Source organism: Erythrobacter donghaensis (genome assembly GCF_002155425.1).
Taxonomy (GTDB): Bacteria; Pseudomonadota; Alphaproteobacteria; order Sphingomonadales; family Sphingomonadaceae; genus Erythrobacter; species Erythrobacter donghaensis.
In genome coordinates this window covers 65,392-77,824 of sequence record NZ_MUYG01000006.1, presented here as the reverse complement: position 1 = coordinate 77,824, position 12,433 = coordinate 65,392, and the positions used below count along the sequence as shown (strand labels likewise).

The window sequence follows — 12,433 nt, the reverse complement described above, 5'->3', positions numbered from 1 at the left end:
CTGACAAGCGAAAACCCCGGAGGCAGGTCGCCCCCGAGGTCTGTAATTCGCCAATCTGGCAAGGAACCAGAACGGAAAAGTTCCGGCAACATGCGGGGTTCCCTAAACAAACTGGATAGGGTCAAAACCCCGCACGCTTGGCCGGAGCCGAGCGAGCCATCAAAGCTTGCGCGTGGCCTTCGCCATCGGGCCCTGATTCGGACCTTCGTTGAAGGTACCGCTGCCGGCGGCGGTCAGCTTCGAGAAGCCACCATAGACGGCGAGCTTGGGGCTCTGATAAGACGCCTTGGCGTTATCATTGTTCAACAGGCTTGCCATAACTTCTCCATCCGGAACATAATTCTATTCAACAACAATCAGGATTGTCATTGATCGTCAACCATTCAGAGGCATAGCGAAGCATCAGCAGACTCGCAACCTCTGAATCCCAAGCTGGGGCATTTTTTGCTGCACCTGCTAAGTGTTCGATGCTGCGTGAGGCCACGTAAGGCTCGAGGTTAGCCAGCGAATCGACCAGCGCGGCCCGGTCTTCGCCGCGCAGGCTTTCGCCCCACAATTCGTCCTGAAGCAGGCCGCCAAGGTGTTCCTTGCCCAGCCGCCAGCGCACTGGATCGGGCAGCAACCCGGCACCCGCGCGCCGCAGGATGACCTTGGGCCAGCCATCGTCCTGCAGCTGATCGGGCGGCAGAGAGGCGGCAAATTCGATCACCCGCAGATCGCAGAAGGGATCGCGCGGTTCGATTCCCAGCGCCGAGGCGATCCGGTCATAACGCTCGCGCCCGACGACGAGATAGGGATGAATATCGCTCGCCGCGCGCGTGCCATCGGGCGCGAAGCGGTGCGGCGCGATGTGCCTTGCATTGGCGGCGCGGCGGGCGGGAAGGTCGATTCGCTCGACAAAGGCGTCCGAGAGCAGCGTGGGCGTCGGCGCGGCGGCGCGACCAAGCCCGGCTAGGCGGCGGCGCAGCGCGCGCAGCGGCTCAGGCACCATGATCCGGGCCAATTGGCGGACGATGTTCTCCCTCGCCCCCGGTACGGGCCCCCAGAATCTTTCCTGCCCGCGCGCCTCGCGGCAGGCGCGTCCCGGGCGGCCACTGCGAAGATGCCAGGCGACCATGTCGGGGGCGCCGAGCACGATATCGCCGCCGCCGCCGTCCAGCATCACCCTGTGGCCCGCGCGGTGCCCGGCGAGATACATCAGTCGCAGCAGGGTCATGTTGGTGTCGAAGGGTTCCTGCACTGCCAGCGCGAGCCGCTCCATCTCCGGGCGCAGCATGGCCATGTCCCCGGGCCCGATCAGAGTCGGGTCGAGGTGGGCCATCCCCAGCGCATCGCGGATCGCCTGCGATTCGACACATGCGGGATCGCTATCGATCGCCGAGAATGTCGCCAGCGGGGGCCGGCCCGCCTGCTGAAGCTGCGATGCGGCCAGCGCAGCGACCGATCCCGAATCGACCCCGCCCGAAAGCATCGCAGCGACCGGACCCGGCGAGCGCAGGCGGGCCGCCACCGCCGCGCCGAAAACGTCGCGAAAGGCCTCGGCATAGGCCGCGTCGTTCGGCAGTCGCAACGGCGCGGGCGGGGTCAGCTGCCAGTAGCGCCACACTTTGAGCTCGCCCCGCGACACGGTGAGGGCGTGAGCGGGCGGCAGGCGGTGAAGGCCGACGAAGAAGGTGGAGGTCAGGTCGATCGCTTCGAGATGCTCGAAATAGTCGGCGATCCGCGCCTCGTTGATCCGGCACGGCACGCTCTCGTGGCGCAGCAGTGCAGGCGCTTCGGTGGCGAGCGCGAACAGCCGGTCCTGCGCGTGGTGGTAGATCAGCTGCCGCATCCCAACCTGATCGCGCGCGCACAGCAGCCGCTCGCAGCGCGGATCCCACAGCGCGAACGCGAAGTCGCCGCGCAGATGATCGAGGCAGGCAAGGTCCCAGCGCAGGTAGGCTTCCAGCACCAGCTCGGCATCGCCGATCACGCGCGCTCCCGGTGCAAGGCCGAGCGCCGCGATCAGATCGTCGCGATTGTCGAGCCGGATGTCAGCGGTGATGAGGCAGCCCGTGCCGGGATGGCGCAGTGGTTGCCGCTCGGCGAGGGCTTCCGGGGTGGTTGCCAGCAGCGCATGGCCGAGCGCCACCGGCCCTTCCGCCGCGAGGTGATTGCCATCGGGCCCGCGTCGCTCAAGCGCGGCCAGCACCGGCGCGAGCTCGCCTGTCGCGGCGGGCCGACCATCGCAGTGCAGCACGGCGCAGATCCCGCTCATCGCCGCCTACTCCGGGGTGCTCAAGGGGCCGGGGGCCACCACCGGCCCGCTCGGCGTCAGCTCGATGATCCGGTCCGCCAACGCGAGGCTTGCGGGGCGATGCGTGATGATGATCACCGTGCGCCCAGCCAGCGTAGTGATGCAGTCTTCGACAAAGGCGGCCTCGCCGTCGAGATCATACATGCTGGTCGCTTCGTCGAAGATGTAGATCGGCGGATTGCGCAGCAGCGCGCGGGCGAGCGCGATGCGCTGGCGCTGCCCGCCTGAGAGGCGCACGCCATCATCGCCGATCGTGGTGGCAAGGCCTTCGGGCAGTTGTTCGATGAAGTCCCACGCCTGCGCCCTGCGCGCGGCCTGTTCGATCGCGGCGGGATCGGGCGCGGGGAGACCGAAGGCGATGTTCTCGGCAATTGTGCCGTCGAGCAGCAGCGCCCGCTGGGGCACGAAGCCGAATTGCCGCCGCAGGGCCTTCACGTCGAGCGCGGCGATGTCGCTGCCGTCGAGCGTGATGCGCCCCGCCGTAGGCTCATAGAAGCGCAGCAGCAGGTTGACGAGCGTCGACTTGCCGACGCCGTTGGCCCCCGTCAGCGCGATAATCTCGCCCGGCGCGATGGCGAGGTCGAAGCCGCTGAGCAGGGGCGGCCGGTCGGGATAGGCGAACGTGACCTGCTCAAAGCCAATCGCCCCGCGCGTCCGGCCGGGGCGCTGCGGCTGGCCGTATCCCGGCTCGGGCGGCAGGGCGAGTACCGCCTCCAGCCGCTCCAGCGCGCCGCGCGCCAGCTGCCATGCGCCATAGGTGCCCGCGAGGCTCCCCACCGGGCGGGTCAGCAGCGCGGCATAGAACAGGAAGGCGAACAGATCGCCCGGACTGCGCGTGCCCGAGGTGATCGACGCGTTCCCCGCCAGCAGGATACCAATCGCGCCGAGCGCCGCCACCAGCGTGACGACCGGGCTGATGAAGGCGGTGATCCGGGTTTGCCGCAGCTTGAGCAGCCGTGCGCGTTCGACCGCAGCGGCGTAGCGGGCGTAATGTTCGTCCTCGACCGCGAAGGCCTTGATAGCGGGCAGCATGTCGAGGTCGGTCCCGGCCTGCCACAGCACGTCGACCTCGGCCGCGCGCACCTGCGCCCCGAGATCTCGCAGCCGCCGGGACAGCAGCTTCATGCCGATATAGAAGAGCGGCACCAGCGCGGGCACCACCAGTGCCATCGCCGGATCGATCAGGAACATCAGCACCACCGCGCCGACCGCGGTGATCATCATCGCGGGCAGCTGCGCAAGGGTCGCGGTCAGGAAGCTGCTGAGGTTCTGCACCTCGTAGCTCATCAACGACAGCAGATCGCCCTGCCGGTGGCTGTCGTGGAAGGACACCGGCAGGGCCTGAATATGGGCGTAGGTCTGATCGCGCAGCTCGGCGAGAATGCGGCCCGAGGCCTGTTCGGACAGGATCGTCACGCCGATGGTCGCCGCCGTCAGCCCGGCCAGCGCCGCGCCCAGCAGCCATAGGGTGGTGCCAAGGTCGATCACCGCATCCCCGGCAATGCCCGCCGCCAGCCGCGCCGCCAGCCAGGGCAGGGCCAGCGTGGCGAGCGAGCCGAGCAGCGAAATACCGCCGATCAGCGCAAGGCTGCCGCGATGCTGCCGCGCCCAGTGGCCGAGTGCGCCGAAACCCTTTTGAGGCCGCTCCATCTCAGGCGCGCCCCGTCAGCATTCGGCCAAGACCAAACACCAGCCGCCGCCCCTGCAACAGCGCGGTCGGCCAGTGTGCGGCTTCGGGGAAGCGTTCGTGCAGCACTTCGGGCCCTGGCAGCAGGGCATAGGAAAACACCCGTAGCTTTTCGGCAAGGCTGGTGCTGGCCGACAGGTCGAGCCGCAGGCGGGTGATGCTCGGCAGCGGAGCGATGCAGGCCAGCAGCGCCGCATCGCCCGAATCCTCGGCGAGGCCCGCGCGCAGATCGGGCGGAACGGAGGTGCCCATCATCGCCGCAGATGCATCGAGCAGCGACAGCACCAGCGGCGCGGTGCCGGTCGCGGCGGCGGTTGTGCGCAGCGCCTCCCAGTCGGCGGGTGTGAAGGCCTCGCACAGCAGCGCCAGATCGAGCGCCCAGATCAGCCGATCCTGTTCGAAGGCCTTGTCCGCCCCGCTGCGGTAGCCGTATTTGTGGTGCAGCGCGCGGTTGATGGCGATGAGGATGATATTGTCGGTCGGCGGGACACCGCGCGCGGCCTCGGACAGGCGTGGCAGGGGAAGCGAACGGGAACCGACCCCCCCGGCTTCCAGCTTCTGCGCAATCAGCGCGCTGGCGCTGATCCGCCAGTGGAGATCGAACTGGTGCGCAAAGCCCATGTCGCATTCGGTCGCCCAGCTTTCCTGCAAGGGGCGCGCATCGCCGACCCGCCGAAAGCCGCTGGCGACCAGCGCCGCGCGGGCTGCCTTGCGATCAGCCGGGCGAAGCAGCAGGTCGCTATCCCCGCGCCGCCGCATCGCCGGATCGGGGTAGGCCGAATAGGCCAGCGCCGTCCCCTTGGTCAGCACGGCGGGCGTTCCGGCTGCGGCCAGTGCCGCGATCAGGCGCGCGGCGACGGTGCGGTGGCCAAGCTCCCAGAAGCTCTGCCCGCGCGCCTCTTCGCGCACGCGATCGGCCACTGCGCCGGGCCAGTCCTCCAGCGCTCCGGGTGCGCCCAGCAGCGCGAGCGCAACGCCGTGAAACGCTGCCCGGTCCGCAACGGCCGCGTGAAATTCTGCGTCTGAGGGCCAGTCCTCAGACCAAGGCGGCGGTGCCTTGCCCCGGACAGCACGACGCACCGACAACGCCAGAAAGCGATCGATCGCGTCGTTCATGGTTCGCGTTACGCTCCTTCGTCCAGCATGGCGCTGCGACACGGCTGCCCTTCGGCATGGCGGCGCCGACCGTCCCGCCGATCGCCCGCCAAATTCGTTATATCCCGTTCAACTAGCCATTTCTCGCACCCGCACAAGCCGCCTCGCGATTCGCGGTTGACCCGCTGCGACCGTGCTGCAATGCAGCGCGCGGGTTGCAGCGATTTCATTTTCCGGAGGGTGCCGCGCAGTCGCTATGGCCATCGAAACAAGCAGACGCGGCATCATTCTGGCAGGCGGATCGGGCACACGGCTCTACCCGCTGACGCGCGGCGTCTCCAAGCAATTGATGCCGATCTTCGACAAGCCGATGATCTATTATCCGCTCAGCACGCTGATGCTGGCGGGCATCCGCGAGATCCTGATCATCACCACCCCCGAAGACGCCGCCCAGTTCAAGCGCGTGCTGGGCGACGGGTCGGATTTCGGTGTGTCGCTCACCTATGAAGTCCAGCCCCGTCCCGAAGGGCTGGCGCAGGCGTTCCATATCGGCGCGGACTTCGTCAAAGGTCGCCCCAGCGCGCTGATCCTCGGCGACAATATCTTCTACGGCCACGGCCTGCCTGACCTGCTCAGGAACGCCACTGCGCGGGACGCCGGGGCGACGGTCTTCGCCTATCGGGTGAGCGATCCGCAGGCCTTCGGCGTGGTGGAATTCGACGCAACCGGCAAGGCGATCTCGATCGAGGAAAAGCCCGCTGCGCCCAAATCGAACTATGCCGTGACCGGGCTCTATTTCTACGACGATACCGTCGCCGACCGCGCCCGCGACCTTGCGCCGTCGCCGCGCGGCGAGCTGGAGATCACCGATCTCAACCGGCTTTATCTGGACGAAGGCACGATGTCGGTCGAGATCATGGGGCGCGGGTTCGCCTGGCTCGACACCGGCACCCATGCCTCGCTGCTCGACGCGGCGACCTATGTGCGCATCACCGAGGAACGGCAGGGGCTGAAGATCTGCTGCCCTGAGGAAATCGCATGGCGGCAGGGCTTTATCACCGCGGATCGCCTGCGCGAAATCGCCGCGCCGCTGCGCAAGTCGGGCTATGGCGAATATCTCTTGAACCTGCTCGACAACCCGTCGACCGGGCCGGTGCTGCCGTGAATATCATCGAAACCGCGCTTCCCGGTGTGCTGATCATCGAGCCACGCGTGTTCGGCGATGCGCGGGGCTTCTTCATGGAAACGTGGAATGCCGCCGCCTTTGCCGGAGCCGGGCTCGACCTGACCTTCGTGCAGGACAATCACAGCCGCTCGCAGAAGGGCGTGCTGCGGGGGCTGCACTTCCAGAATCCGGAGCCGCAGGGCAAGCTGGTGCGGGTGGCGAACGGCGCGGTGTTCGATGTCGCGGTCGATCTGCGCGCCTCTTCGCCGACCTTCGGCAAGTGGGTTGGCGTTGAACTCAGCGCCGCGAACAAGCGGATGTTCTGGGTGCCGGAGGGCTTCGCGCACGGCTTCCTCACGCTCGAGGACAATACCGATTTCCTCTACAAGTGCACCGCGCCCTATGCCCCGCAGAGCGAACATACGCTCGCGTGGGACGATCCGGCGGTGGGGATCGAATGGCCCTCGCTGGGCGCCGATCCGCTGATTTCCGACAAGGACGCGCGCGGGCTGGCGCTGGCTGACGTGCCGGTGTTCGCATGAGGGTGCTGATCACCGGCGCGAACGGCCAGCTTGGCGGGGCCTTGCAGCGCACCGCGCCCGCCTGGGCCGATATCAACGCCGTCGACGTCGAAGATGTCGACCTCACCGACGCCGCGATGCTCACCGCGCGGCTGGTGGTGGAGGCGCCCGATGTAATCATCAACGCCGCCGCCTACACCGCGGTCGACAAGGCCGAGAACGATGAGGCTCTGGCGCGCGCGATCAATGCCGAGGCTGTCTCGGTGATGGTTGAGGCGATGGCGGGGACCGGGGGCAAGGTGGTCCACGTGTCGACCGACTACGTGTTCGACGGCACGGCCTCGACACCCTATTCGCCCGATGCCGCGCGCAATCCGCAGTCCGCCTATGGCCGCACCAAGGCCGAGGGCGAGGATCATCTGCGCCCCGAAGACCTGCTGGTGCGAACCGCGTGGGTCTATGAAGCGGGCGGCGCGAACTTCGTGCGGACCATGATCCGGCTGATGAAAGAGCGTGACGAACTGGGCGTGGTCGCCGACCAGATCGGCTCGCCGACCTGGGCCACCGGCCTTGCCCGCACCCTGTGGGCGCTGGTCGAAAAGGGCGCGCCCGGCACCTTCCATCACAGCGACGATGGCGCGGTCAGCTGGCACGGCTTTGCTGTCGCCATTGCCGAGGAGGCGAACGCACTCGGCCTCATCCCCCGCATTCCGGTGATCAACGCGATCACCACCGCCGACTATCCGACCCCCGCCCGCCGCCCGGCCTTCTCGCTGCTCGATTGCAGCGCGACCCGCGCCTTTCTGGGCGATGCCGCGGTCCCCTGGCGCGACAATCTGCGCGCGATGTTGAAAGAGGAAGCGAAGCTTGGCTAATCTGCTTGTCACCGGCGGCGCCGGGTTCATCGGCGGCAACTTCGTCCACTACTGGAACGCGGAGCACCCCGAAGACCGCGTCATCGTGCTCGACGCGCTGACCTATGCAGGCAACCGCTCCACGCTCGAAGGCACGGCGGCGGAACTTATCGAAGGCGACATCCGCGACACCGCGCTGGTCGAAGGCCTGCTGCGCGACCACGCGATCGACACGCTGGTGCACTTCGCCGCCGAAAGCCATGTCGACCGCTCGATCAGCGGGCCGGACGCCTTCATCGACACCAATATTCTCGGCACCAACAGCCTGCTCAAGGCCGCGCGCAGCGTATGGCTGTCGGGCAGCGGCCAACCGCACCGCTTCCACCACATCTCGACCGACGAGGTGTTCGGATCATTGGGGCCGAGTGATCCGGCCTTCTCGGAAGTCACGCCCTACGCCCCCAACTCGCCCTATTCGGCGAGCAAGGCTGCGTCCGACCATCTGGTGCGCGCCTATCACCACACCTTCGGGCTGGAGGTGACGACCAGCAATTGCTCGAACAATTACGGGCCTTATCAATATCCCGAAAAGCTGATCCCGCTGTTCCTGCTCAACGCGCTCCATGGGCGCAATCTGCCGATCTATGGCGACGGGATGAACGTGCGCGACTGGCTGCATGTCGAGGATCACTGCCGCGGGATCGAGGCGTGCCTCGCCAATGGCAAGCCGGGCGAGACCTACAATATCGGCGGCGGGGCGGAGTTGCCCAACCTTGAGGTCATCGCCGCGATCTGCCGCGAGGTCGACCGCGCCTATGCCGAGATCGAGGGGCTGGCCGAACGCTACCCCGATGCCCCCGCCGCCAAGGGCGAGCCGACGACAAGCCTCAAGACCTTCGTCACCGACCGCGCCGGACACGACCGCCGCTACGCCATTGACGAGACCAAGGCCCGCGCCGAGCTCGGCTATGCCCCGGCGCATGGCTTCGACGAGGGCCTGCGCCAGACCCTGCGCTGGTATCTCGACAACGAGCATTGGTGGCGGCCGCTGATCGCGGGCTGAAGCGGCTCAATCGGCGTCGATCGGCATCAGGCTGCGGCTGGCGGTCTGCACCAGAACCCAGTTCGCGCCATTGCGGATCAGGTCGGCGAGCAGCAGCCCTGCGCCCGCCCCCGCGAGGCCCCATTGTGGCAGAAGCATTAGTGCGGCGCCGAGACCTGACAGCGTCGCGACGCACTCGACCACCAGCACAGTCCGCTCGCGCCCCAGCATGATCATCGCTACCCCGACCGGCCCGGCCAGCACGTTGATCAATTGGCCGACAGCCAGCAATTGCAGCGCCTGTGCGCCAGCGACGAATTCCGGGCCAAACAGGCCCATCACCCATTCGGGCAGCATCAGCGCCACAATCCCCACAGGCGCAGCCAGAGCCACCCCGATCAGCCCGGCGGTGCGGACGATCTTGCGCAGCTCCGCCTGATCGCCGGCCTTGGCCGCACGCGACAGATAGGGGCCGACCATGGTCGCAAAGGAGGTGTTGATCAGCTGCATCAGCATGCAGGTCAGCAGGGCGATGCGGAAAATGCCGCCCGCGCTCGCATCGATCAGGCCGGTGATCAGCAGCAGGATCAGCCAGCTTCCCGCCTGCCCCAGGATCGGTGCCGCGGCAATCCAAGCGCCCGAGCGGGCATCGGCCGGCAGCGGGGCGAGATCGCCGGGCCATTGCGCCAGCCGCTGCTTGCAATAGACCGCCCCGATCACGACCGAGATCACCAGTCCGGCGATCACCAGCGCGGGCGCGGCCAGCGGCTGCGGATCGCTGGCCAGCAGCCACACCGCAGCCAGCCCGGCCATCGCGATGGTGGTGTAGGATATCCCCTCAAGCGATTGCGACAGCCGCACGCTGCCCAGACAGCGCAGCAGAGCGTTCTGCACCCGCATCAGCGCCAGCAGCAGCACGGCGGGCGCGAGCGCGATGATGAAGGGCGCAATTGCGGCATCGTCCAGCGCCAGCTGCGCCAGCGGAATGGCGAGCGCAGCGCAGGCCCCGGCCAGCACCACCCCGGCAATCGTCACGAAACGTCGCACCCCGCGGAACCGGGCCGATATGTCAGCCCAGCGTTCTTCATGAATTAGCGGAGCGATCTGGCGCACCAGCACCAGATCCTGACTAAGCAAAGCGACTGTGCCGAACAGCGTCGCAGTGGTGAATCCGATCTGATAAAGCCCAACGATCCTCGCGCCGAACATCTGTGCCAGCATCCACGCCAGTGCGAAGCTCGAAATCGCCCCCGCCCCTCGCAGCGCCAGGCCGGTGAACATGTCCGAAGTCAGTCGGGAACGCGCCGATGTCACGATTGTCGATCTGCCTTTTCGCTTAGGCCTTGCTGCGCGCGCTGCACTGCGGCATGGCCGAAGCCCTTACCGAGGTCAAGCAACTGCCAGCGCGGGTTTCCATCATTACGCACGACCAGCCATTCGACCTTGTCATGATCGGTGCCGGGATGGGCGGATCGATCGCGGCGGCGCGGTGTGCTGCGGCGGGAGCACGGGTGCTGGTGCTCGAAGCGGGGCACGGCCCGGTCGCCGCGCTGCGCCCGCGCGGATTGATGGCGCGGCTGCGTGCTGCGCCGGTCGATGATGGCGAACGCTGGCCGACCCAGCTCATCATGCGCCGCCGCGAAGGCGCGCGGGCGGTCGAAGTCAACGCGGTATTGGGCATGGGTCCTGGCGGATCGGGCCGGATCTACGGCGCGGCGCTGGGCCGGGCGCGGCGCTGGGATTTCGAGACCGACAACCAGCCGCACCAGTGGGACGCGGGCGGCGAGACCGCTTTGCCGAACGCCTGGCCCGTCGCCTATGACGATTTCCTCACCGCCTATCGCGAGGCCGAGCGCCTGCTCGCCCCGGTCGGCACCCGCGATCCGACCGACCCCGATGACGATGCCGACCTCGCACCGCCGCCGCCGCTGTCGCCCGCGCATGAGGCGATCGTGGCGCGTCTGCAGGCCAATGGTCGGCACCCGTTCCGAATGCATGTCGGCATCGCCTACCGTCCGGGCTGCAGCGAATGTCAGGGCTCGACCTGTCTGCGCGACTGCAAGGCGCATGGCTTCAACCGTGCGCTCGCCCCGGCACTGGCGGCTGGCGCGCCGGTGACGCTTCAGCGCGGGGCGATGGTGCGGCGGCTGCGGCGGCTGCCAGAGGGCTGGGCGGTCGATTACGTGGCGGCCTCTGGCGAGGAAACCAGCGTCACCGCGCGGGCGGTGGTCCTCGCGGGCGGCGCGCTCAATTCGCCGCGTGTGCTGCAAGCCTCGGGCGAGCTGTGGGGCGGGGCGGTGCCCGACCTGATCGGGCGCGGGCTGATGTTCCACGCCTCGGAAATATTCGCGGTGGCCGCGCCCGAGGGCCACTCGCTCCATGGGCCGCGCAAGGTCATCGCCATGCGCGATCACTATGCATCGGGCGCGATGCCGCTGGCCGAATGCCAGTCGCTCGGCATGGTGGGCAAGGCGGGGATGATCACCAGCTTCCTCAACGACAAGCTGCGCCAGATCGGGATCGACGCCGGCGTGGCCGGGCGGGTACTGCTGCGTCCCGTGGGGGCAGTGGCAGAGCGCATCTTCGCGCGCAGCGAGCTGTTCACCGCCGCCTTGCAGGACCTGCCCTATGCCGACAACCGGGTAACGACCGAGGTCGACGCCGAGGGCGTGGAGCGGATCGCCGTCACCTATCGCCCGCGCGGCGAGCTGATCGCGCGGGCGCGTCACTTTCGCGGCCTGATGCGCGAGGCCTTCAGCCCGCTCAACGTGCGGTTTTTGACTGCGCCGGGCGAACCCAATCTCGGCCACCCGATGGGCACCTGCCGGATGGGACACGACCCGGAAAGCTCGGTGGTGGATGGCTTTGGCGAGGTCTGGGGGCAGCCCGGCCTGTTCGTCGCCGATGCCTCGGTGTTTCCCTCGTCACTGGGGATCAATCCTGCGCTGACGGTCGCCGCCCATGCCATCCGGGTGAGCGCGCGCGTGGGCGAGAGGCTGGCGCTCTAGCCTTCGGGGCTGACGCGCAGCCGGGCGGCGACAAAGGCGGCGAGCGCGGCGCGGCCCTCGTCCGACAGGTGCAATCCATCGCGCTGGAGCGGCGCGGCGCAACTGGCCAGAGCGGGTTGCGGGTCGAGGAACAGCGCGCCCTGTTCGCGGGCAACGGCGCGGGTGGCGGCCCGATAGGGGGCGAGGCGGCCTTCCATCGCGGTGCTCCCCGGCGGCAGCGGAGCGAGCACGATCACCGCCGCCCCGCAGGCGCGTTGGCGCGCGACAATCCGCCCGAGCGCCTGCCGGTAGCTCGCGAGCGGCACGGCCTTTACGCCGCGGATCCAGCCGCGCACACCCGCGTCATTGGCGCCGTAGAGAATGATCGCCACATCGCCGCACGCCGCATCGCGCCACCGGGCCTCCCCCTCGCTTGCAGTCGCGCCGCCGCGTCCGCGATTGACGACTTTCGGCCCGCCGAGCTTTCGTTCCAGCCGGGCCGGCCAAGGCAGGCCTGCGTCCTTCCCGCGCGACCCGGCAATCAGGCTGTCCCCTTCGGCAATGATGGTCGCAGTGGGGGCAATCGCCAGCGGCTCAGGCACAGGATCGGGCAGCAGATCATGGGCCACGATCGCCGCGCCCGCGCCCGTCCAGCGGATCCGCTCGGGCCAGAGCAGCACTGCGACAAGGCCCAAAACCGCGCTTGCAAGCAGGGCATTTCGCACTATCACGGCGCGGGGCCGCATCAGAATATCTTTCGGATCAGGAGCGTCATGCGGAGTCTCA

11 protein-coding genes are annotated in these 12,433 nt (G+C 68.1%); 5 read left to right on the top strand and 6 right to left on the bottom strand.

Features of this window, described 5'->3' with window-relative positions; genetic code table 11:
* Positions 1 to 159 precede the first annotated feature (159 nt).
* The 4 genes from BZF59_RS16160 to BZF59_RS01690 are packed head-to-tail and all read right to left on the bottom strand — an operon-like array spanning position 160 to position 5,099.
* Positions 160 to 318, bottom strand: a complete 159-nt coding sequence (locus BZF59_RS16160; RefSeq protein ID WP_158094247.1) for a hypothetical protein — start codon at positions 316 to 318, stop codon at positions 160 to 162.
* Between the two features lie 28 nt (positions 319 to 346).
* Complete coding sequence (locus tag BZF59_RS01700) at positions 347 to 2,257, bottom strand: asparagine synthase-related protein (protein WP_086606518.1); 1,911 nt, start codon at positions 2,255 to 2,257, stop codon at positions 347 to 349.
* A gap of 6 nt (positions 2,258 to 2,263) precedes the next feature.
* Positions 2,264 to 3,946: an ABC transporter ATP-binding protein gene (locus BZF59_RS01695; RefSeq protein WP_086606517.1), complete on the bottom strand. Its 1,683-nt coding sequence runs from the start codon at positions 3,944 to 3,946 to the stop codon at positions 2,264 to 2,266.
* A gap of 1 nt (position 3,947) precedes the next feature.
* Complete coding sequence (locus BZF59_RS01690) at positions 3,948 to 5,099, bottom strand: nucleotidyltransferase family protein (protein ID WP_086606516.1); 1,152 nt, start codon at positions 5,097 to 5,099, stop codon at positions 3,948 to 3,950.
* A gap of 235 nt (positions 5,100 to 5,334) precedes the next feature.
* On the opposite strand from BZF59_RS01690, the gene rfbA reads away from it, so the two are divergent.
* Genes rfbA through rfbB form a run of 4 tightly spaced genes read left to right on the top strand, consistent with a single transcriptional unit; the run spans position 5,335 to position 8,681 of the window.
* Entirely contained in the window at positions 5,335 to 6,243 is a 909-nt protein-coding gene (rfbA, locus tag BZF59_RS01685) for a glucose-1-phosphate thymidylyltransferase RfbA (protein WP_086606515.1), read from the top strand.
* Entirely contained in the window at positions 6,240 to 6,785 is a 546-nt protein-coding gene (rfbC, locus tag BZF59_RS01680; RefSeq protein ID WP_169712038.1) for a dTDP-4-dehydrorhamnose 3,5-epimerase, read from the top strand. Before rfbA ends, rfbC begins: the two co-directional genes overlap by 4 nt.
* Complete coding sequence (gene rfbD / locus BZF59_RS01675) at positions 6,782 to 7,639, top strand: dTDP-4-dehydrorhamnose reductase (protein WP_086606513.1); 858 nt, start codon at positions 6,782 to 6,784, stop codon at positions 7,637 to 7,639. The genes rfbC and rfbD overlap by 4 nt, the downstream gene beginning before the upstream one ends.
* The gene (rfbB, locus tag BZF59_RS01670) at positions 7,632 to 8,681 is read left to right on the top strand and encodes a dTDP-glucose 4,6-dehydratase (RefSeq protein ID WP_086606512.1); all 1,050 of its coding nucleotides are present in this window, start codon (positions 7,632 to 7,634) and stop codon (positions 8,679 to 8,681) included. The genes rfbD and rfbB overlap by 8 nt, the downstream gene beginning before the upstream one ends.
* 6 nt (positions 8,682 to 8,687) lie before the next feature.
* On the opposite strand, the gene BZF59_RS01665 is transcribed toward rfbB, so the two are convergent.
* A complete protein-coding gene (locus BZF59_RS01665) occupies positions 8,688 to 9,941 on the bottom strand; it encodes a lipopolysaccharide biosynthesis protein (RefSeq protein WP_086606511.1) in 1,254 nt (417 codons plus the stop codon).
* A gap of 86 nt (positions 9,942 to 10,027) precedes the next feature.
* Between BZF59_RS01665 and BZF59_RS01660 the strand changes: the two genes are divergently transcribed.
* Positions 10,028 to 11,668 carry a GMC oxidoreductase gene (locus BZF59_RS01660; RefSeq protein ID WP_086606510.1) on the top strand — a complete coding sequence of 547 codons (1,641 nt, stop codon included), beginning with the start codon at positions 10,028 to 10,030 and terminating at the stop codon, positions 11,666 to 11,668.
* Here BZF59_RS01660 and BZF59_RS01655 read toward each other — a convergent pair.
* A complete protein-coding gene (locus BZF59_RS01655) occupies positions 11,665 to 12,327 on the bottom strand; it encodes an SGNH/GDSL hydrolase family protein (protein ID WP_158094246.1) in 663 nt (220 codons plus the stop codon). The two genes, BZF59_RS01660 and BZF59_RS01655, sit on opposite strands and share 4 nt — an antisense overlap.
* Positions 12,328 to 12,433: the final 106 nt, after the last annotated feature.